Below are 20,605 nucleotides of genomic sequence, written 5' to 3' on the forward strand. Positions count from 1 at the left end.
AAGCGCCAGACGTTTTTAAGTATCAGCATGTTGGCTTACGCTATGTTGCCCGCCATAAACCGGCTGATAACGTAGTTAAGCGCAAGCTACTGCAACTTGTATTTGGGTTGTGGCAATTAAGCCGCTAAGCGTGCAGCAACTACATCCCAGTCAACCAGCTTCCAGAAACCTGTCAGATAGTTAGGGCGGCTATTACGGTAGTCGATGTAGTAGGCATGCTCCCACACATCACAGGTCAACAGCGCAGTGTCAGCGGTAGTGAGCGGTGTTGCTGCAGCAGAAGTGTTTACGATATCGAGCGAGCCATCTGCTTTCTTAACTAACCAAGTCCAGCCAGAGCCAAAGTTGCCAGCAGCAGAAGCATTGAAAGCTTCCTGAAACTTAGCAAACGAGCCCCACTTAGCGTCAATGGCAGCAGCCAGTGCGCCAGCAGGTGCACGATCAGCAGCGTCGCTATTTGGCTTAAAGCCTAGCCAGAAGAAAGTGTGGTTCCAAACTTGTGCTGCATTATTAAACAGGCCGCCAGCCGGTGCTTTTTTAACGATTTCTTCAAGTGACAAAGACTCGTTGTCTGTGCCCTTGATTAAATTGTTTAAGTTGGTAATGTAAGTTTGATGATGCTTGCCGTAGTGATACGACAACGTTTCTGCTGACATAAATGGCGCAAGTGCGTCTTGTGCGTAAGGCAATTCAGGTAGCTTGTGTTCCATCGTGATCTCCGATCGGGTATATTTTTGGGCGCGAAATAGCTTGAATAAACATGGGGACTAAGCGGTCTTATTTCAAGCGTTGGGCGGAGTGAGTACCGGTATTTTGCCAGTTTTCTGGCAAATTAAGTCGTTAATTTGTGCCAAATGATTGCTAAGCCATTTATGCTTACGATAAGTTTGCAATAACCGTGCATCGTGTACCGTATAGTTAGCAATACTGGGTTTTGGGGCTAGTGCTTGCCTGTGGTATCTTTCGCCGTCTGCAAAAGTTGTCGGTCACACCGGCTTCGGGAATTTAAAAATGACTATTCTTGCTCTTATTATTGCACTGGCGCTGGAGCAGTTCCGGCCCTTATCAAATCGCAATCTGTTTACGCTGGCCTTTGTGCGGCTTGCCAATCAATTAGAGCGTGGCTTGAATGCAGGCGAGTATCGAAATGGTATGGGCGCTTGGCTGATACTGGTATTGCCATTATTGATTGTGTCGTTTGTGATTTATATGCTGCTGTGTCGCGTAAATGTGGGCTTTGCCCTGCTTTGGGATGTGGCAATTTTGTATCTGACGATGGGCTTTCGCCAGTTTAGCCACGCGTTTTCAGGGATTTCTAAAGCATTACAAGCGGATGATCTGGATACGGCGCGTGCTTTGCTTGCCGATTGGAATGGTCAGCACACTTCTGAAATGAGCGCTGATGAAGTCTCCAGAATGGCTATCGAGCAAGGTCTGGCAGATTCTTATCGCTATGTATTTGGTACTTTATTCTGGTTTGTGGTGCTGGCGTGGTTTGCTGGCCCTGCGGGCGCGTTGCTTTACCGTTCGGCAAGCTTGCTGGCGCAAAAATGGGGCCGTAGCTCGGGCGCGTTTGGCCGCTTCTCGTTATTGGCGCTGGAAGTGCTCGATTATCTGCCGGTGCGCCTTACTGCCGCCAGTTTTGCAATTATGGGCAATTTTGAAGACGCTGTTTACTGCTGGCGCACGCAAGCTCAAAGCTGGTCAGATTATATTGATGGCATTCTATTATCGAGTGGTGCGGGTGCGATTGGCGTACGTTTGGGCGATACCCTGCATCAAGATCACACGGTAAAGTTTCGCCCTGAGCTGGGTGTGGGTGAGGCGGCTACACCAGATTATCTGGCGAGCGCAGTGGGCCTGATCTGGCGCACGGCTATTTTGTGGATTGCACTGGTATTACTGTTTAGCCTTGGCTCGTGGCTGGGGCATGTTTAGTTATTTTTCTTGATTTTTACATCAAGCTGATTTAAAAGCGGGCATTCGTCCGCTTTTTTTTATCTGAGGAATCTGCCCGTGCCCAGTATCCGAATCGATCAAACAGACATTAGCGTTAATAATATTTTTTGTGTAGCCCGAAATTACGTGGCCCATGCTGCCGAAATGGGCTCCAGCATCGGTAGCGAGCCGGTGATATTTATTAAGCCGAATTCCGCTATTTTGCAGTCTGGCCAGGCTTTGCAATTACCTGCATGGTCTAAGGATGTGCATCACGAAGCCGAGCTTGTGGTAGCGATTGGCCGTGACGGTAAGAATATCAGCAAGGAAAACGCGCTAGGGCATGTGGCTGGCTACGCGCTGGGGCTCGATTTAACGGCCCGCGATGTGCAAACAGAAGCTAAGCGAACAGGTATGCCGTGGACTTTGGCTAAGGGCTTTGATGGGGCTGCCGTGCTCACACATTTTGTGCCTGCTCGTGCGATTAGCAATCCGCCTGAACTTGAGTTCATTTTAGAAATTAACGGCACAAGTAAGCAGCATGCCGATACTCGATTGATGGTTTTTGATGTAGCCACACTGATCGCGTGGATTTCCAGCCGCTTTACGTTACAAGTAGGAGATTTAATTTATACGGGTACGCCTGAAGGTGTTGGTGCAATTCATTCTGGTGATCAGCTAAAACTGATGCTAGGGGATCTGATTAATGAAACGTTTGTAGTGGCTTGATGGCTTGTGTAGAGGCACGGTAGGAAACTGAACCACGGAGGTCTCCGCGTTTCTCGGAAGAAAACCTTAAGGAGAAGGGCTTGGTTATTTCCGTGCTCCTCGTGGTTCAGTATTTTGTTTTTTCTTGGCTTGAGTAGCGATTAAAATTTGTGATTCAAACCGCAGGTAAGCTAGATAAATCCCAGCGAGGTTGCACCGCATAGCTGCCTGCTGGCGTTGCAAACTTCAAACGTTGTGCGCCCGCAAAGGCAATCATCGCGCCATTGTCGGTACATAATTCGAGCGGCGGGTAAAATACTTCAAAGCGGCGTTTTTTAGCTGCCGCATCAAGGCCTGCCCGTAGCTGCTTATTGGCACCTACGCCACCAGCAATCACCAAGCGATTCATCCCTGTTTGTTTCAGTGCTGCCAAGCACTTTTTGCTGAGCACTTCCACAACCGCCTCTTGAAATGCAGCGCAAATATCAGCTTGTGTTTGCTGATCCAGCTCTTCTTGCTTGCTTACTAAAGTGAGTACGGCCGTTTTTAGTCCGCTAAAACTAAAGTCCAAGTTGCCAGAATGCAACATCGGGCGAGGCAAGCTAAAGCGTTTGGCATCGCCAAGCTCAGCTAATTTAGACAGCGCTGGGCCACCGGGATAGCCTAATCCTAATAATTTGGCTGATTTATCAAATGCTTCACCCGCAGCATCATCGACTGTCTCGCCCAAAATTTCGTATTGACCAATGCCGCGCACGGCCATCAACTGAGTGTGGCCACCAGAAACGAGCAAGGCAATAAAGGGGAATTGGGGGGCTGGGTCGGCTAAGAGCGGAGAAAGTAAGTGCCCTTCTAGGTGGTGCACAGCGATCACAGGCTTGCCCAGGGAAAAAGCGAGGGCATTGGCAACAGAGGCGCCCACCAGTAGCGCACCGGCAAGGCCAGGGCCTGCGGTGTACGCAATGGCATCAATATCGGCCAGTGTTTTGCCTGATTCTACCAAACAGGCCGAAGTGAGCGGCAGTGCCCGGCGGATGTGATCACGCGAAGCCAACTCAGGCACTACGCCGCCGTATTCAGTGTGCATGGCGATTTGCGAGTGGATTTGATGCGCAAGCAAGCCCGCTTCGGTGTCGTATAACGCAATACCGGTTTCGTCACAAGAAGATTCAATGCCTAATACCAGCATGCCAATACTCTATAAAAAAGGAAGGTAATGCGCTATATTAGCGGGCTGTTGCAGATCTATAAAGCACTGATGCTCGATTGTCCTTTGACAGGTAGCAATAGTTTATGGATAATGCTACGCCTTGATTGATGTAAACGATTCGGTCTTTCAGATCATCGTAAAACAGGATTGCTCGATGCCTAACGTACGCGTAAAAGAAAATGAACCGTTTGAAGTTGCGATGCGTCGCTTCAAGCGTGCTGTTGAAAAAACTGGCCTGCTAACAGACCTTCGCTCACGCGAATTCTACGAAAAGCCAACGGCTGAACGTAAACGCAAACAAGCTGCTGCTGTAAAGCGTCAGCACAAGCGTCTGCGTAGCCAAACACTGCCACCAAAACTCTACTAAGAGTTTTTGTAGCAGCGCATGCCGGAAGGTCGCCTAGAGCGGCCTTTTAGCATTTCTACTTAATTAGATTGTTGCAAATGCGAAGGCTCAAAGGCGATAAGCCGACGGTGGGCGTAGCTAATGTGGCGATTTAATCCAATCACAGGAAACGATCATGACTCTCAGACTGCAAATCCAGAACGATATGAAAGCTGCAATGAAAGCGAAAGAAGCGGACCGCTTGGGTACGATTCGGCTTTTGTGGTCGGCGGTTAAGCAGCGTGAAGTGGATGAGCGCATTGAGCTTGATGATGTGGCAATTACTGCTGTAATTGAAAAAATGTTGAAGCAGCGTAAAGACAGTATTCAACAGTTTGAAGCGGCTAATCGCCAAGATTTGGCAGATAAAGAAAAGCTAGAGGTGGCGGTATTGGTGGCTTATATGCCGCAACAATGCTCCCCAGAAGAAGTGGCTGCTGCGGTTACTGCTGCAATTACTAGCCACGGTAAAACACCTGCCGCAATGGGTAAAATCATGGCCGAGCTGAAAGCTGCTTTGTCTGGTCGTGCCGATATGAGCGAAGTTTCTAAGCTGGTTAAAGCTGGGATGGCTGCTTAAGTTGTGTAAGGGCGGGTAATTCCGCCGCATTGAAGTCGAGTCCATCTTTTAAGGCGGAAAACAGCACAAGATGGCAAAAATACCTGACGATTTTATTCAAGATCTCCTTAACCGCGTCGATATTGTTGACGTCGTTGAGCGCTATCTGCCGCTTAAAAAAGCGGGTCAGAATTACAGCGCCTGCTGCCCGTTTCATAAAGAAAAATCTCCCTCGTTTACAGTGAGCCAGACTAAGCAGTTTTATCATTGCTTTGGCTGCGGCGCGCATGGTTCGGCGGTGGGCTTTGTGATGGAGCATCAGGGGATGAGTTTTCCTGATGCGGTACGGATGCTGGCCGAATCGGTGGGTATGCAGGTGCCGGTAAGTGATGCGCCAATAAGCGAAAAAGCCAAGGCTGCACCGGGTATTTATGACGTATTAAAAACCGCCATGAATTATTACCGTGCCCAACTTAAAACAGCACCGGCGGCGATTGAATACTTAAAGAGCCGAGGCGTAGAGGGCAAAACGGCAGCACGCTTTGGCTTGGGCTTTGCACCCAGCGCAGGGCAATCGCTCAAAGCCGTGTTTGCGGATTACGATAAAAACCCCGTGATTAAAGATGCTGGGCTGGTGGCCGAAGAAGAAAATACCTTGCGGCGCTACGATCGTTTTCGCTCACGGGTGTTGTTCCCTATTTTAAATCAGCGCAGCCAGGTGATTGGTTTTGGTGGCCGGATTATGGGCAATGGTGCGCCCAAGTACTTGAATTCACCAGAAACGCCCGTATTTGAGAAGGGTAAAGAGCTATATGGCCTGCCACAAGCCAGAGCCGCGATTCGTGATCGTGGCCGTGTGCTGGTGGTAGAGGGCTATATGGATGTGGTGATGCTGAATCAGCATGGTGTGGAATACGCCGTCGCCTCCTTGGGTACAGCTTGCACGCCTGAGCACATCCGTAAATTACTAAAGCTAGCTGACGAAGTTTATTTTTGCTTTGATGGTGATAAAGCCGGTAAAAAAGCCGCGTGGCGAGCGTTAGAAAACAGTTTAGAGCAGCTGGTTGATGGCAAGAAACTCGCATTCTTGTTTTTGCCTGCTGAGCATGACCCAGATTCTTACGTACAAGAATTTGGTCAAGTTCGCTTTGAAAATGCTTTGTTGCAAGATTCTGTGCCGTTGGCACAGTTTTTATTGAAAGAATTATCTGGGCAAGTTGAGTTAGAGAGTGAAGAGGGCAGGGCTAAATTGATTTCTTTAGCGGCCCCAATGCTGAGCTTGGTCAAGGCTCCAGCCTTTGGCATGATGATCAGAAAGCGCTTAGCAGAGCTGTCTCGCTTAGAAATGAGCGAATTAAGCACCGTTTTGGATGGTAGCCCTGTAAGATCTGTGCCCGAATATGTGCCAAGTGAAAGGGATCAGGGGGAATCTGCCCCAGAGCCTTGGCAAGATGGGCAGGGGTGGTCGAATGATGGGCAGCCCGGTCGGCAACAAAGTCAGCCAAATACGCAATATGCTAGGCAAGGTAATCGATCAGCGTGGAAGCCCAATTGGCAGCCAAAAGGTAAATGGAAGGGGCGTGGCGACGAGCGGATTCCCGCTCATATGATGCCAAGGCCAGCGCCTAGGGCACCCCCAACTGGGCCAGTACATAAATTGATTCAACTGGTTTTAGCGCACCCTAGTTTGGTGCGCCGTAGTGAACCAGTATGGTTATCGTGGCCAGAGACCGATGCAATGGGTCTGGCGCAAGAATTGCTTCAAAAGATTTGCAACCACTCAGATTTATCTAGTTTGCAAATCGTTGAATCATGGCAGGGCATGTTTGACTACGATGTATTGCATCGTTTGCTTATCTCTGGCGGAGAGTATTTTGATAAGGCCTCAGAGGCTGAGCTGGATGAGCAACTGGCTGCTACGCTAAAAGCGGTGGAAGTCAGTGTGATTCGCCCTATGATGCAAGAGCGCTTTTATGCTCTGACCTATAAGCAAGCGAATGGTGGACTAACGGAGGCAGAAAAACTGGAATTTGCAGCACTCGTATCTCGCCGATAATCATTGTTGGCAACAAATTGTAGCGATTGCTGTCTAAAACAGCCTGCGTTTACAGCGTAAACGAGGACTATGGTGGCTTATTGTCACAGCAGTATCGGCATTGTTGACTAATGAACGATGCGGTGGATTTACTTATGCCGAAGAATGGTCACAAATTTGTGATACAATCTACGGTTTTCCCGAACATACCTGAACTCGAGAGTCATGGCGGCAGATCAAGAAATCGACAACGAAGACCAAGCGCGGACTGATTTCCGTGAGGTCAATCGGCCATCTGCTGAGCAGAAGGCCGATCCCGAACAACGTAAAGCGAAGTTTAAAACGCTGATCGTGCTCGGTAAAGAGCGCGGCTATCTAACCTACGCCGAGATCAACGACCACCTGCCAGATGACATGCTGGATGCCGAGCAAATCGAAGGCATCATCAGCATGATCAGCAATATGGGCATCCAGGTGTACGACGAAGCACCGGACGCAGAAGATCTGCTTATGTCCGATGCTGCGCCGTCTGTGCCGGATGAAGATGCTGCTGAAGAAGCCGAAGCAGCCTTATCTTCCGTCGATGCAGAGTTTGGTCGCACTACTGACCCGGTGCGCATGTATATGCGCGAGATGGGTACGGTAGAGCTCTTAACCCGTGAAGGCGAAATTGAAATCGCCAAACGGATTGAGGACGGCCTTAAGCACATGATCCAAGCGATCTCTGCCTGCCCAACTACTGTTGCCTATATTTTAGGCTTGGTAGAAAAAGGCTTGGCTGATGAGATTCGCATTGATGATGTGATCGACGGCTTTATCGACCCTAACGCAGATGAAAACACCCCACCGCCAATCGAAGTGATTGAAGCGGAAGCCGAGGATGCTGACGATGCGGTTGATGAAGAAGAAGGCGAAGAAGACGACGGTAGCGCAGCAGCTAAGGCCAATCTTGAGTTATTAAAAACTCAGGTGCGTGAGCATTTCGACATCGTGCGTGAGCACTTTGACAAAATGATCAAAGCGCTGGCCAAAGAAGGCGCGCACGGCAAAAACTATCTGGAGCATCAGCAAGCCATTGCTGGGATTTTCCTGATTACCCGCTTCTCAGCTCGCCAAGTTGAATCGCTTTGCGATCAACTACGTGGCATGGTGGATGAAATCCGCAGCTGCGAGCGTGAAATCATGGATATCTGTACTGTCCGGGTAAAAATGCCGCGTGATCACTTCATCAAAACCTTCCCGGGTCGTGAAACAGATACGACATGGGTAGTGGATGAGATCAACTACGGTCACAAATACTCCGCCATTCTTGCGCGCTATCAGCACGCCATTATGGAAAAGCAACAAACTCTGGCTCAGCTGCAAGTTAACGCAATGATTCAGATTAAGGACCTTAAGGAAATCAACCGTCAGATGTCGACGGGTGAAGCTAAGGCCCGCCGCGCCAAGCGCGAAATGATTGAAGCCAACTTGCGTCTGGTTATTTCGATTGCTAAGAAATACACCAACCGTGGTTTGCAGTTCCTCGACCTGATTCAGGAAGGTAATATCGGCCTGATGAAAGCGGTAGATAAGTTTGAATATCGCCGTGGTTACAAGTTCTCGACCTACGCAACATGGTGGATTCGCCAAGCGATTACCCGTTCGATTGCCGATCAGGCCCGTACTATTCGTATTCCGGTACACATGATCGAAACAATCAACAAGATGAACCGCATTCAGCGGCAAATCTTGCAGGAAACCGGTATTGAGCCGACTCCTGACGAGCTTGCTGAAAAAATGGAAATGCCGGAAGACAAGATCCGCAAAATCCTCAAGATCGCCAAAGAGCCGATCTCGATGGAAACGCCGATCGGTGACGACGACGATTCCCATTTGGGCGATTTTATCGAAGACTCAAACAATCTGGCTCCAGCCGAAGCCGCTATCTACGCAGGCCTGCGTGAAGCGACGAAGGAAGTGCTGGATACTCTGACTCCACGTGAAGCTAAAGTGCTGCGTATGCGCTTTGGTATCGATATGAACACCGATCACACGCTGGAAGAAGTGGGTAAGCAGTTTGATGTTACGCGTGAGCGTATTCGTCAGATCGAAGCCAAGGCTTTACGTAAGCTTCGCCACCCGACTCGTTCAGAAAGACTGAAAAGTTTTGTTGAAAGTCAGGCCAGCGAAGGTTAATATAGCGCCTCTTATGGGCCTGTAGCTCAGTTGGTTAGAGCAGAGGACTCATAATCCTTTGGTCGTCGGTTCAAGTCCGACCGGGCCCACCAGTATCGCGATAGAAAAATACCCAGCCACGTGCTGGGTTTTTTTTCGCTTGTAATTCTAAAAAATATTTGTCGGGTTAATTATCTTGATGGCTGCATTGGCTTGTTAGCTGGAGTGCAGCCATAGTTTATATGTTTTCTATATTATTACTTCCTTATAAAGGAATTTTTAAGATTGGTAATATAACTTTTAAAGGAAAGCGTCATGTACTAAAGGAGTGTTACGTAGTAATATAACCAAATAGAAGTAAGTATTTGTAAGCTTTTTATGTAATATAGTTTGTTAAAGTTAGAAAAGCATTTAGTAAGCATGAAATTTATATATAAGTAATCAATTATTATACTGATATACCGATTTATGTAAGAAATTAGTTAGGGTTTTTTATTATTCTTACGATAAAATCGTTGGTACTTTGCAATGTAAAGCTGGATATGCAGTAAGCTGAAAATACAGGTAAACTGTTTGCTATGACATGTAGAAAAAATGTAACGCGACTATCAGTAGGCGATTTGAAATACTTCTCCTGTACCTTCCTAAATTAATAAGAGCTAAATAAGTAAGGATTTTAGTGATGTGGTTTCGTATTTTCCTGTTAGGGGTTTGTTTTATTGACTATGCGCAAGCTGCCTATGATCCGGAAGACATACTCAAATTGAACGCTGGCTTGGGGTATCAATACGATAGCAACTTATTTAAATTAGATGAGAACATTAATAATACGCAAACTAATAAAATGGGTAAAAGATCAGATTCAAAGTTAGAGGCACGGTTAGGCGGGCGTTTAGATTTAACTATTTCACGGCAGCTGCTTACTATTAATGCGGATATTAACCAGATTAGCTATCAGAATTTTAGTGATTTGAATCATAATGATTGGAACACAGGGCTGACATGGAATTGGCTCATTGGCAGTACCCTGAGTGGGAAATTAACAGCCAATACATCAACAAGAATGTCATCGTTCGAAGATGACTTTTTGAGTAGAAATGGTAATAGTGTATTAGATATGCAGCGCCAAAATAGCTTGAATTGGCAAGGGACACTGCAATTGAAAAGCTCTATCGCTATTATTGCCTCAGCGGGAACGACTACAGAAAAGCATGATTTAAAAGAATATATTAACGCAAAAAGCGATGTTGCGAGTATTGGTATGCAATACCAATCAGAAAAAGGAAATTTTATTGCTGCGAGGCATAGTTGGCGAAAATATACCTATGATCAGGATTTGCCCTTTAGAGCAGGCTTTAAGGAGCAAACAAGCTCGATTGATATAGGCTATGCGCCTAGCAGTAAAATAGATATAAATGCAACCGTAGGTTTAAGCCAATGGGAGTCCTCACTGAATGGGCAGAGCCAAAATACACCGCAGGGAGATTTAGCTCTTGTATGGCGTGCAACAAGTAAAAGTATTTTTAGAATGAGTTATGGCCAGAGTTTTGCCGAATTTACGAGTGGTGCGGGGCGAAACTTAGATCAGCGTATGAATTTAAATGCTAAATGGCTGATGACAGAGAGAACAGACTGGACGATTGATTTTAATCGCAGAGATCGAAGCCTTGAAATTGCGGGTAGCAGCTCGGAAAACGATGAAAGCACTGATAGTTTACGATTGGCTTTGAGCTACAGAGCACTTAAGCCATTGACGATCTCTAGCTATGTTCAGGCAGAGCAACGCAAAAGTGATGTGCGCAATGGTAACTATAAAGATTATCAGTTTGGGTTTAATGCAAGATTTGACTATTAAGTAATTATTTAATAGTGGATGCATTATTTTATCTTGCAAAGAAATAAAAGATTGAAACTTTTTATTTCCTAAGGCGCTTAATATTTTGAATGACTCATCAAAAAACATCGATCAATATATGGACAGAAACTCTTTAGAAACAAGTATTGTGGCAACACCTAGTTTGCTTGCAGATAGATTTCGCGAGTTTTCTAATGCTGCGCCATTTATTAGCTTCTTTAAGCTTTTTATTGATCCGATTTTGGTGGTAGTCACTCTGTATTTATTGGCAATTCCGTTCCATGTTGCGATGGATGGTTATGAGTTTATATTAGCAACGCTTGCATTCTTGCTAACGGCGATTTTACTTGATGGCATGTTTTTATTTATGCCTGGCTACTCCCGATCTTGGCTAGGGGTTGGCCGGTTTATTACTGAGTGGCTGGGTGTTGTGATTGCGCTGGTGTTAATTGGCCGTATTTCAGGTTTTATAGATTATTACTACCCTCCGTTTATTATTACATGGTTTATTGTCGCCCCTATTGTTTTGATTTCAGTGCATGTGGCAATAAGGGTGTATGTATTACGCGTAGACTCAGGTGAAAATGCAGAGCGCAGTAAAGTAGTGGTAGTAGGGATTAATCAGCCTAGCCAGCTTCTGGTTAAAAATATCCATGAAGAGCCATTTTTAAAAATGGATTTCATGGGGTATTTTGATGATAGATCAATTAGCCGCTTACCAAAAAGTGCATCAGAGCATTTAAAAGGTAGTTTAGATTCGCTGCCAAAATATATAAAAGAGCACGGAATTAAAAAAATATATATTTCTTTGCCGATGAGCTCGCAGCCTAGGGTGCTTGAGCTGATAGATGAGCTAAAAGACAGCACCGCATCAATCTACTTTATTCCAGATTTGTTCGTTTTTGATTTGATTAACGCACGGTTTGATAATGTGGCGGGCATGCCAATCGTTGCTATTTGTGAAAGCCCGTTTATGGGGCTAAATGGCGTCATTAAAAGAATTAGTGATATTTCTTTATCATTACTTATTCTGTCAATGATCTGGCCTGTTCTGGTGGCGATTGCACTCGCGGTGAAGTTTACCTCTGCTGGCCCTGTTTTCTTTAAACAGCGCCGTTATGGTGAAAATGGCGATAGCGTACTGGTGTATAAGTTCCGTTCAATGACCGTAATGGAAGATGGCGAAAAAGTAGTGCAGGCGACTAAAAATGATCAGCGCTTAACTTCGATTGGCAGTTTTCTTCGCAAAACATCCTTAGATGAGCTGCCTCAGTTCATTAATGTGCTTCAAGGGAAAATGAGTATTGTTGGCCCGCGCCCGCATGCTAATGCACATAATGAGCAGTATAGAAAACTGATTAAAGGCTACATGATTCGCCATAAAGTAAAGCCTGGTATTACCGGCTGGGCACAGGTTAATGGCTTTAGGGGAGAGACAGACACCCTAGATAAAATGCAGAACCGCATTAAGTATGATTTGGATTACTTACGAAATTGGTCGGTATGGTTGGATCTGAAAATTATTGTGTTAACAGTTGCAGTCATCTTCCGCGATAGAAACGCTTACTAAAACTTAATTTAAAAGTAAAAGGATTCGTAATGCTTAAGACAACAATAAAACCGCTGGTTCTAACGATTGCTGCAGTAGCGTTCTTGGCTGGATGTGGAGATAAAGAAGAAAAAAAATCCCCAAGCCAAGTTTTAGCAAAAGTAAATAAAGCAGAAATTACCGTTCACCAGTTAAATGCTTTGTTAGGGCAAGTGCAATCTGCCACACCAGCGATTAAGCAGCAAATGTTGGATCAATTAGTTGATCAAGAATTATTGGTGCAAAAGGCGGCTGAGCTTAAATTAGACAGAGAGCCGAGTGTTTTGCAATCTATAGAGGCGGCCAAGCGCCAAATTCTGGCACAAGCTGCTGCTGAGCGTGTATTGGGTAAGCCTGAAGAGCTTAAGCCTGCGGATATTGAGCGTTTTTATAACGATAATCCGGCCTTGTTTGCTGAGCGAAAGAATTACGATTTTGCTGTATTCAGTCTTGAAAAAAAATCTTATGACGATGTATTGATTAAGCAATTAGATAAGGCGGCTAGTGCGCAGCAAGTAAAAACGATTCTGAACACCGCCGAAATTAAATTTGATGAGAACGAAGTAAAGCGCACCGCAGAGCAATTACCGCTTTCCTTATTGCCTAAATTTGCAGCAATGAAAGTGGGCGATATCATTACCATGCCAGAAGCAGATAAGGTGGTATTGCTGCTCTTAAAAGAAAGCGTATCTGTTCCGGTTGCAAAAGAGAATGCCTCTCCTTTAATTCAGCGTTATTTGCAGAATGATAAAGTGCAGACAGATGCAAAAGCGAAAATTAAAGCTTTACGCGATGCCGCAAAAATTGAGTACACACAAAAATTTGCTGAGTCAAAACCAGCAAGTGCAGCCAGCAGTGTTGCAGCAGATGATGGAATAAAAGCAGGATTAAAAGGACTTAAATAATGAAAGCGACCCATATAGTGGCTTTTGTTTCAATGCTTTTTTTTAGCTGCATTGCTATGGCCGCTGCAAATAGTGAATATAGGCTAGGGCCAGGTGATATCGTTAAAATCAGTGTTTATGACCACCCTGATTTAAGCACGGAATTACAACTGAATGAGCAAGGGTCTGTTGCTTTTCCCTTATTGGGTGAAGTGAAGTTATTGGGCCTGCCTTATACGGAAGCTCAAGCTTTGATTGCCAATGGCTTAAAAAAAGGCGGGTTTGTAAATCAGCCTAATGTGAGTGTTTTGATTTCTCAATATCGCAGTCAGCGTATTGCCGTGATTGGAGAGGTAAACAAGGCAGGGCGCTACGCACTTGACGGGGCGACTGATATGGTTGATTTACTGGCGATTGCAGGCGGTTTAAATCCTAATGCGGGCGATACTGTGGTGGTATTGCGTGGTGCAGAGCGGATTGAATATCGCTTGAGCCAAGCCATGAAGCTGGGTGATCAAACGAAGCGCAGCATGCCGATTGCTAATGGTGATGTGGTGTATGTGCCACGTGCTCAGCAGTTTTATGTCTATGGCGAGGTAAATCGTCCAGGCGTATATCGTATGGAGCCAAAAATGACGGTGATGCAAGCATTGGCGGTATCGGGTGGGTTTAATCCACGCGCGTCTCATCGTAATTTAGAGATCCATCGGGTTGATCAGTCAGGTGCAGTAATTAAAGTAGAGGCTAATTTAAGTGATCTATTAGTAGAAAACGACACGCTTTTTGTGAAAGAAAGCCTTTTCTAATCTTTTCGTAATAGAGCTTAATTAATAATGACACTCGAACAGTTTTTAAATATTTTACGAGCCAGAAAACGAATTGGCATTGCTGTGTTTATCACGGTGATTCTCGCTGCTCTGATTCTTAGCTTATTGCAGCCAAAGCAATACACTTCGGATGCTGCTTTGGCAGTGGATGTTAAAGCAACTGATCCTGTTACAGGGCAGCAGGTAGCTGGTTTTTTGGCACCTAGCTATATGGCTACTCAAGTTGAAATGATTGCCAGTCAAAATGGGGCTTTAAAAGTAGTGGATGCGCTTGGCTTAGCCTCTTTACCAGAAGCACAAGCCCAGTTTGCTGAGGCAACGCAAGGAAAAGGAGATATCCGCACTTGGTTTGCAGAATCCTTATTGAAAGGCTTGGATGTAAAGCCTAGCCGTGAAAGTAATGTGATCAATCTTTCATATACCGCAGCAGACCCACAATTTGCGGCTGCATTAGCTAATGCATTCACTCAGGCATATATACGTACCACCGTAGATATTAAAGTAGCAGCTGCTCAGCAAAATAATACTTTTTTTCAAGAACAGCTCAAAACATTGCAAGCTAATTTAGAAAAGACACAGCGAAAATTATCCGAGTATCAACAGGAAAAAGGCATTGTAGCGACGGATGAGCGCCTTGATATTGAAATGCAGCGCTTAAATGAAATATCCAGCCAGCTGGTTGGGGCGCAATCACAGACTTTCGATGCACAAGCGCGCGCGCGCGGGGGCCAAACAGCACCTGATGTATTAAATAACCCGCTTATTTTGCAATTAAAAGGGCAGCTCTCTGCACAACAAGCAAAGTTAAAAGAGCTTGCTGAAAAAAATGGCCCTAATCACCCACATTACCGTCAGGCACTGGCTGAAGTAACGGCAACACAAAATCAGCTTAACGATTTAATGAAGCAGTACTCAGGCGGCTTAAGTGGCATTGCTGGTAATTCCCAGTCAAGACAAGCCGCTTTAAATGAAGCCATGAAGGCGCAAAAAGAGCGTGTATTAGAGCTTAAATCAGGGCGGGCCAGCATTGATGTATTGCAGCGTAATCTAGATAACGCACAGCGTAGTTATGATCAGGCATTACAGCGCTTTAGCCAAACCATGCTGGAAAGCCGTTCGGATCAAAGTAATATCACGATATTAAAATCGGCTACGCCACCATTAAAGCATTCAAAACCTAAAACCTTGTTAAATTTAATTTTAGCTATGGTAGTAGGGGTTTTATTAGCAATTGGGCTTGTAATGCTGGTTGAGTTGTTTGATCGGCGTATTCGCAGTAAAGAAGATATTGAAGCTATTCTTGGTATTCCTGTATTAGCCGATTTGCCTTTACCGGCCCGCAATAAGAAGAAAAGGTTTGGTCGCTTGCTAGGGGTAAAAGCATGAATAGCATGATTAATAATGAGATCATAAACACCACGGCAGCAGCCGGTAATATTGGTAAGCAGTTATTAGATGCAGGAAAGCTTACGGTTAACCAAGCTGAGAAAGTTTTATTACTGCAAAAAGAAAGCAATTTACGCTTTGGCCAAGCGGCTATCCAGCTGGGCTTTATTACTGAGGCAGATATTCAGGATGTCTTGGCTCATCAATTTGCATACCCTTATCTTAGCTCGGGGCAAAGCGGGATTGATGAGCGCATTATCGCGGCCTATCAACCCTTTGATCCAAGAGTCGAGGCTTTGCGCAGCTTGCGTAGCCAACTATTGTTGAGCTGGGTAGAAAACGGTAATAAATCAATTGCTCTTGCTTCATATGATGCTGGAATCACAACAGAATTACTGGCGGCTAATTTAGCAGTGGTATTTTCTCAATTAGGCGAGCATACCCTGTTGGTGGATGCCAATTTACGCTCGCCGCACCAGCATGCTTTGTTTGGGCAAACCAATCGTATTGGTTTAAGCGATGTGCTGGCTAATCGAGCTGGCCTTGAAGCAATTCAAAAAATTGGCGATTTGCGTGATCTATCAGTGCTAACAGCGGGAACTCAAGCACCCAATCCGCAAGAATTACTTTCAAGAGATTCATTCAGCCAGTTAGTTACAGAATTAGCTAATCAATATGATGTGGTGATTTACCATACCAGCCCATTAATGAATGCGGTGGATGCGCAATTAATTGCCGCAAGAACTAAGGGAGTATTACTGGTTGTTAACCGTAATAAAACGCCAGTAAAAGGTTTAGCCACGACAAAGGAGCAACTCGAGTCGAGCGGTGCAGAAATATTAGGCTGTGTGCTTGCTACACCAGATGAGCAATATAAATGATGGTTTATATGAATAATCCACGCGAGTTGTTTAATAGAACATGGCCAGTTTGCCTAGGCTTGCTACTCATGTTTATTCCGGCATTTTGGTGGTTAATTAACCATGTATGGGATAAAGAAAGCCAGGCCCACGGCCCTATTGTTTTAGGTATCAGTTTCTGGCTAATTTACAGAAATAAAGATAAAGCAATCGCTACCTTTTTGCAGGCTGAAAAAAAGCCTGCTATCGGGTGGGGGCTACTTCTATTAGGGTGCATTTTATTTATATTAGGTAAATCACAGTCTATTGATTTAATTTTAGCATTCTCATTTATCGTGGTGCTTGCATCCTTGCTGCTTTTATATGGGGGATGGGCTGCTATCAAAGCAATGTGGTTTCCTCTGTTTTTTATGCTCTTTATGTTGCCGCTTCCTGGGGGGCTGGTTGCTGCGTTAACGCTTCCTATGAAAATGGCGGTTTCATATGTCGCGGAGTGGCTGCTTTATCATGCAGGTTATCCGGTTTCGCGCTCTGGCGTCATTATTCAGATTGATCAATACCAGATGCTCGTGGCGGATGCATGTGCAGGTTTGCATACGCTATTTACTTTAGAAGCCATCGGGCTGCTTTATTTAAATTTGATGGGTTATAAATCTTTTTCCCGAAACCTGTTTATTGCCCTGATGGTTGTACCTATTTCCTTTGCTGCAAATACAATTCGGGTGATTACCCTTATTTTAATTACTTATTACTTTGGAGATGAGGCTGGCCAAGGGTTTTTACATGGCTTTGCTGGTTTTGTCTTATTTGGCGTTGCGCTGTTTTTATTGATGTCATTTGATACTCTTGTTGGTTTTGTCATGAAGAAATTTGGCATTACAGATGCGGGGGTAAAAAAACATGCTTAAGCGTTTTTTTGCTAATGATTATTACTCACTGATTATTGCTTCAATACTTTTTTTATCTGCTTTTTTGGGATATGCCTTAACACCGCGGCAAGTAATGGCAACAAGCAGGCCACAAATTGATTTAGAAAAATCAATTCCTGCTTCTTTTGGTGATTGGAAGTTTGATGGCAGCGTCGCCCCGATTACTACTTCTGCCGATGTGCAAAGTAAGCTTGATGAGCTATATAGCCAGATTGTTAGCCGTACTTATATAAATAGTAAAGGCCAACAAATCATGCTCTCTATTGCATATGGCAGAGATCAGGGTGGGGATGGTACTCAAGTTCATCGGCCTGAGTATTGTTATCCTGCACAAGGCTTTGAATTAAAAAATAGTAAAGATGGCCAGCTAAAATATAAAGAAAATGATATTCCTGTAAGGCGTTTATTAGCCATACATGGGAATCGAATCGAGCCAATTACCTATTGGATTACCGTAGGCGATACAGCTTTACGTTCTGGATTTGAACGTAAAATGGCTCAAATTAATTATGGCTTGAAAGGCACGATTCCAGATGGCTTGTTATTTAGAGTTTCAAGCATTTCTGCAGATTCAAATCAGGCTTATCAGCTTCAAGAAAAATTTACAAACGAATTATTAAACAGCGTAGACATGCCAACCAGAATCAGGTTGGCTGGACACTTACAAGGAGAATGAGTTGAGTAAAAAAGTAGCTTTAATTACTGGTGTTACCGGCCAAGATGGCTCTTACCTGGCTGAGTTTCTTTTAGAAAAAGGCTATGAAGTGCATGGCATCAAGCGCCGCGCATCATCGTTTAATACCCAACGCGTCGATCATATTTATCAAGATCCGCATATTGAAAACAGCAGCTTCAAATTGCATTACGGTGATTTAAGTGATTCATCTAATTTAACCCGCATTTTGCAAGAAGTGCAGCCGGATGAAGTTTATAACCTTGGTGCGCAATCGCATGTGGCAGTGAGCTTTGAATCGCCGGAATATACAGCTGATGTCGATGCAATGGGTACATTGCGCTTATTAGAAGCTATTCGCTTTTTAGGCCTTGAAAAGAAAACTCGTTTTTATCAAGCATCTACTTCCGAGCTATATGGCTTGGTGCAAGAGATTCCGCAAAAAGAAACCACGCCATTTCACCCGCGTAGCCCCTATGCCGTGGCAAAAATGTATGCCTATTGGATTGTGGTGAATTATCGCGAAGCTTATGGCATGTATGCATGTAATGGCATTTTGTTTAATCACGAAAGCCCGCGCCGTGGTGAAACTTTTGTTACGCGTAAAATTACTCGTGGTTTAGCAAATATCTCTCAAGGTTTAGAAAAATGTCTGTTTATGGGCAATATCGATTCCCTGCGCGATTGGGGCCATGCCCGTGATTACGTCAAAATGCAATGGATGATGTTGCAACAAGAAGTGGCAGATGATTTTGTGATTGCGACTGGCGTGCAATATAGCGTGCGTGATTTTATTCGCATGTCGGCCAGTGAATTGGGTATCTCGCTTAAGTTTGAGGGCACTGGGGTAGATGAAAAAGCCATCGTTACCAAAATTGAAGGCGATAAAGCACCTGCATTAAAAGAGGGCGATGTGATTATGCAAGTCGACCCGCGCTATTTCCGCCCTGCCGAGGTTGAAACATTGTTGGGTGATCCAACAAAAGCCAAGGTGAAATTAGGCTGGGTACCAGAAACCACCTTGCCAGAGCTAGTGCAAGAAATGGTGGCCCATGATTTAGTACAAGCCCGCCAGCATGCCCTGCTTAAAACGCATGGCTATCGTGTTTCTGTAGCGATTGAAAGTTAAAAATTAATTGGCTCAATTATAAAATTAGTTGAGCCAAAGGTAATGTATGAAGAAAGTTCCTCGTGAAGAATTCGAGTCCTATTTAAAAGAAAAATTAGGCGGTATAAACAAGTTTATACTTTTTTCTTATAAAATCAAATTTCCATTTTTTCGTTTTATTGTTAAATATATTCTTCATGTTGATTTGCCTTTTGGTAATTTAAAAGGCTTACGTATGGGGCACCCGTTTTCTATTGTAGTTAATACTGGTACGAAATTAGGGCGTAATGTCACTATTTTTCAAGGATGTACTTTAGGCAGCAAGCGTGGAGGCAATAAAGCAGGTGCTCCTGATATTGGAGATAATGTAATTATATTTCCGAATTCTATTATTATCGGGAATATAAAAATAGGCGCTGGTTCTGTTATAGGTGCGGGATCGGTTGTTGTTAATGATATTGCTGAAAATATGATTGTGGCTGGCAATCCAGCTATTGTTCTTGCAATGGTAGAGGGAGTTTAGTTTTGTTTATTGAAAATTCAAATAAAATATACGTTGCAGGCCATCGCGGCATGGTTGGCTCTGCGATTGTGCGTGAATTAAATAAACTTGGGCTCACAAATATTGTGACGCGTACTCATGCGGAATTAGATCTGACAAATCAGACAGCAGTTGATGCTTTTTTTGCAGCAGAAAAGCCTGATTTTGTATTTTTAGCGGCAGCAAAAGTAGGTGGTATTCATGCCAATAATGTTTATCGCGGCGATTTTATTTATCAAAATTTAATGATTCAAAATAACGTAATTCATGCCGCTTACCAGCATGGTGTAAATCGTTTGATGTTTTTAGGCTCCAGCTGTATTTACCCTAAAGATTGCCCGCAGCCGATAAAAGAAGAATACCTGCTTACTGGTCCATTAGAACAGACCAATCAGCCCTACGCTCTGGCTAAAATTGCCGGTATTGAAATGTGCTGGAGCTATAACCGCCAATACGGTACCCAATATCTGGCGGTTATGCCGACTAATCTCTATGGCCCTGGCGACAATTATCACCCAGAAAACAGCCATGTGATTCCGGCACTTATTCGTAAAGCGCACGAAGCCAAAGAAAGCGGTGCAAAAGAAATGATGGTATGGGGTAGTGGTACGCCACGCCGTGAATTTCTTTATTGCGAAGATATGGCTGCAGCATGTGTCTACTTGCTGAACTTGCCAGATGCAGAATATAAAAAACAATTAAACGATCAACACCCGCCGCTGATCAATATTGGCACAGGTGAAGATATGACGATTCGTGAATTGGCGAGCACAATTTGTGAAGTGGTGGGTTTTAAAGGTGAGTTGGTATTTGATGCGAGCAAACCCGATGGCACGATGCGCAAATTGCAGGATGTGAGTAAATTAAATGGGATGGGGTGGCGGGCTTCAACTCGCTTTGACTTAGGGTTAAGAAACGCTTATGGCGAATTTATAGCTCGAAGTTTATAAGGTTTATAAATA

19 protein-coding genes and 1 tRNA gene are annotated in these 20,605 nt (G+C 44.5%); 18 read left to right on the forward strand and 2 right to left on the reverse strand.

What is annotated here, in order from left to right; all coding sequences use genetic code 11:
- Positions 1-116 precede the first annotated feature (116 nt).
- A complete protein-coding gene (locus ACFQNF_RS08935; RefSeq protein ID WP_380187650.1) occupies positions 117-710 on the reverse strand; it encodes a superoxide dismutase in 594 nt (197 codons plus the stop codon).
- A gap of 301 nt (positions 711-1,011) precedes the next feature.
- Here ACFQNF_RS08935 and ACFQNF_RS08940 point away from each other — a divergent pair, with 301 nt between their 5' ends.
- Both ACFQNF_RS08940 and ACFQNF_RS08945 read left to right on the forward strand, forming a co-directional pair.
- A complete protein-coding gene (locus ACFQNF_RS08940) occupies positions 1,012-1,938 on the forward strand; it encodes a CobD/CbiB family protein (protein ID WP_380187651.1) in 927 nt (308 codons plus the stop codon).
- A 78-nt stretch (positions 1,939-2,016) separates the two neighbouring features.
- Positions 2,017-2,667, forward strand: coding sequence for a fumarylacetoacetate hydrolase family protein (locus ACFQNF_RS08945; protein WP_380187652.1), 651 nt, complete (start codon positions 2,017-2,019; stop codon positions 2,665-2,667).
- A 154-nt stretch (positions 2,668-2,821) separates the two neighbouring features.
- On the opposite strand, the gene tsaD is transcribed toward ACFQNF_RS08945, so the two are convergent.
- A complete protein-coding gene (tsaD, locus tag ACFQNF_RS08950) occupies positions 2,822-3,835 on the reverse strand; it encodes a tRNA (adenosine(37)-N6)-threonylcarbamoyltransferase complex transferase subunit TsaD (RefSeq protein ID WP_380187653.1) in 1,014 nt (337 codons plus the stop codon).
- A gap of 175 nt (positions 3,836-4,010) precedes the next feature.
- On the opposite strand from tsaD, the gene rpsU reads away from it, so the two are divergent.
- From rpsU to ACFQNF_RS09030, 16 genes are all read left to right on the forward strand, one after another.
- Entirely contained in the window at positions 4,011-4,223 is a 213-nt protein-coding gene (gene rpsU, locus ACFQNF_RS08955) for a 30S ribosomal protein S21 (RefSeq protein ID WP_046350429.1), read from the forward strand.
- Between the two features lie 154 nt (positions 4,224-4,377).
- Positions 4,378-4,821, forward strand: a complete 444-nt coding sequence (locus tag ACFQNF_RS08960) for a GatB/YqeY domain-containing protein (RefSeq protein ID WP_380187654.1) — start codon at positions 4,378-4,380, stop codon at positions 4,819-4,821.
- Between the two features lie 70 nt (positions 4,822-4,891).
- Positions 4,892-6,856: a DNA primase gene (gene dnaG, locus ACFQNF_RS08965; protein ID WP_380187655.1), complete on the forward strand. Its 1,965-nt coding sequence runs from the start codon at positions 4,892-4,894 to the stop codon at positions 6,854-6,856.
- Between the two features lie 204 nt (positions 6,857-7,060).
- A complete protein-coding gene (gene rpoD, locus ACFQNF_RS08970) occupies positions 7,061-9,013 on the forward strand; it encodes an RNA polymerase sigma factor RpoD (protein ID WP_082752867.1) in 1,953 nt (650 codons plus the stop codon).
- A gap of 15 nt (positions 9,014-9,028) precedes the next feature.
- A tRNA-Ile gene (locus ACFQNF_RS08975) sits at positions 9,029-9,105 on the forward strand.
- Between the two features lie 569 nt (positions 9,106-9,674).
- A complete protein-coding gene (locus ACFQNF_RS08980) occupies positions 9,675-10,847 on the forward strand; it encodes a porin family protein (protein ID WP_380187656.1) in 1,173 nt (390 codons plus the stop codon).
- Positions 10,848-10,965: 118 nt separating this feature from the next.
- Entirely contained in the window at positions 10,966-12,417 is a 1,452-nt protein-coding gene (locus tag ACFQNF_RS08985; protein WP_380187657.1) for an undecaprenyl-phosphate glucose phosphotransferase, read from the forward strand.
- Positions 12,418-12,446: 29 nt separating this feature from the next.
- Positions 12,447-13,340 carry an EpsD family peptidyl-prolyl cis-trans isomerase gene (locus tag ACFQNF_RS08990; protein ID WP_380187658.1) on the forward strand — a complete coding sequence of 298 codons (894 nt, stop codon included), beginning with the start codon at positions 12,447-12,449 and terminating at the stop codon, positions 13,338-13,340.
- A complete protein-coding gene (locus tag ACFQNF_RS08995; RefSeq protein WP_380187659.1) occupies positions 13,340-14,125 on the forward strand; it encodes a polysaccharide biosynthesis/export family protein in 786 nt (261 codons plus the stop codon). The genes ACFQNF_RS08990 and ACFQNF_RS08995 overlap by 1 nt, the downstream gene beginning before the upstream one ends.
- A gap of 27 nt (positions 14,126-14,152) precedes the next feature.
- Positions 14,153-15,532 carry a chain length determinant protein EpsF gene (gene epsF / locus ACFQNF_RS09000; protein ID WP_380187660.1) on the forward strand — a complete coding sequence of 460 codons (1,380 nt, stop codon included), beginning with the start codon at positions 14,153-14,155 and terminating at the stop codon, positions 15,530-15,532.
- Complete coding sequence (gene epsG, locus ACFQNF_RS09005; protein ID WP_380187661.1) at positions 15,529-16,413, forward strand: chain length determinant protein tyrosine kinase EpsG; 885 nt, start codon at positions 15,529-15,531, stop codon at positions 16,411-16,413. Before epsF ends, epsG begins: the two co-directional genes overlap by 4 nt.
- 8 nt (positions 16,414-16,421) lie before the next feature.
- Positions 16,422-17,300, forward strand: coding sequence for an exosortase B (xrtB, locus tag ACFQNF_RS09010; RefSeq protein WP_380187662.1), 879 nt, complete (start codon positions 16,422-16,424; stop codon positions 17,298-17,300).
- Complete coding sequence (epsI, locus tag ACFQNF_RS09015) at positions 17,293-17,997, forward strand: exosortase-associated protein EpsI, B-type (protein ID WP_380187663.1); 705 nt, start codon at positions 17,293-17,295, stop codon at positions 17,995-17,997. Before xrtB ends, epsI begins: the two co-directional genes overlap by 8 nt.
- 1 nt (position 17,998) lies before the next feature.
- The gene (gene gmd, locus ACFQNF_RS09020) at positions 17,999-19,123 is read left to right on the forward strand and encodes a GDP-mannose 4,6-dehydratase (RefSeq protein WP_046350422.1); all 1,125 of its coding nucleotides are present in this window, start codon (positions 17,999-18,001) and stop codon (positions 19,121-19,123) included.
- Positions 19,124-19,169: 46 nt separating this feature from the next.
- Complete coding sequence (locus tag ACFQNF_RS09025) at positions 19,170-19,625, forward strand: serine acetyltransferase (protein WP_380187664.1); 456 nt, start codon at positions 19,170-19,172, stop codon at positions 19,623-19,625.
- Between the two features lie 2 nt (positions 19,626-19,627).
- Complete coding sequence (locus ACFQNF_RS09030; RefSeq protein ID WP_380187665.1) at positions 19,628-20,593, forward strand: GDP-L-fucose synthase family protein; 966 nt, start codon at positions 19,628-19,630, stop codon at positions 20,591-20,593.
- The last annotated feature ends 12 nt before the right edge of the window (positions 20,594-20,605 follow it).

Origin of the sequence: Iodobacter arcticus (genome assembly GCF_042664895.1) — a bacterium.
Taxonomy (GTDB): domain Bacteria; phylum Pseudomonadota; class Gammaproteobacteria; order Burkholderiales; family Chitinibacteraceae; genus Iodobacter; species Iodobacter arcticus.

Excerpts from the sequence above, each read along its gene's own strand:
- ACFQNF_RS08935 (WP_380187650.1), bottom strand. The coding sequence starts at position 710 with ATGGAACACAAGCTACCTGAATTGCCTTACGCACAAGACGCACTTGCG.
- ACFQNF_RS08940 (WP_380187651.1), top strand. The coding sequence starts at position 1,012 with ATGACTATTCTTGCTCTTATTATTGCACTGGCGCTGGAGCAGTTCCGG.
- tsaD (WP_380187653.1), bottom strand. The coding sequence starts at position 3,835 with ATGCTGGTATTAGGCATTGAATCTTCTTGTGACGAAACCGGTATTGCG.
- rpsU (WP_046350429.1), top strand. The coding sequence starts at position 4,011 with ATGCCTAACGTACGCGTAAAAGAAAATGAACCGTTTGAAGTTGCGATG.
- ACFQNF_RS08960 (WP_380187654.1), top strand. The coding sequence starts at position 4,378 with ATGACTCTCAGACTGCAAATCCAGAACGATATGAAAGCTGCAATGAAA.
- dnaG (WP_380187655.1), top strand. The coding sequence starts at position 4,892 with ATGGCAAAAATACCTGACGATTTTATTCAAGATCTCCTTAACCGCGTC.
- rpoD (WP_082752867.1), top strand. The coding sequence starts at position 7,061 with ATGGCGGCAGATCAAGAAATCGACAACGAAGACCAAGCGCGGACTGAT.
- ACFQNF_RS08980 (WP_380187656.1), top strand. The coding sequence starts at position 9,675 with ATGTGGTTTCGTATTTTCCTGTTAGGGGTTTGTTTTATTGACTATGCG.
- ACFQNF_RS08985 (WP_380187657.1), top strand. The coding sequence starts at position 10,966 with ATGGACAGAAACTCTTTAGAAACAAGTATTGTGGCAACACCTAGTTTG.
- ACFQNF_RS08990 (WP_380187658.1), top strand. The coding sequence starts at position 12,447 with ATGCTTAAGACAACAATAAAACCGCTGGTTCTAACGATTGCTGCAGTA.
- ACFQNF_RS08995 (WP_380187659.1), top strand. The coding sequence starts at position 13,340 with ATGAAAGCGACCCATATAGTGGCTTTTGTTTCAATGCTTTTTTTTAGC.
- epsF (WP_380187660.1), top strand. The coding sequence starts at position 14,153 with ATGACACTCGAACAGTTTTTAAATATTTTACGAGCCAGAAAACGAATT.
- epsG (WP_380187661.1), top strand. The coding sequence starts at position 15,529 with ATGAATAGCATGATTAATAATGAGATCATAAACACCACGGCAGCAGCC.
- xrtB (WP_380187662.1), top strand. The coding sequence starts at position 16,422 with ATGAATAATCCACGCGAGTTGTTTAATAGAACATGGCCAGTTTGCCTA.
- epsI (WP_380187663.1), top strand. The coding sequence starts at position 17,293 with ATGCTTAAGCGTTTTTTTGCTAATGATTATTACTCACTGATTATTGCT.
- ACFQNF_RS09025 (WP_380187664.1), top strand. The coding sequence starts at position 19,170 with ATGAAGAAAGTTCCTCGTGAAGAATTCGAGTCCTATTTAAAAGAAAAA.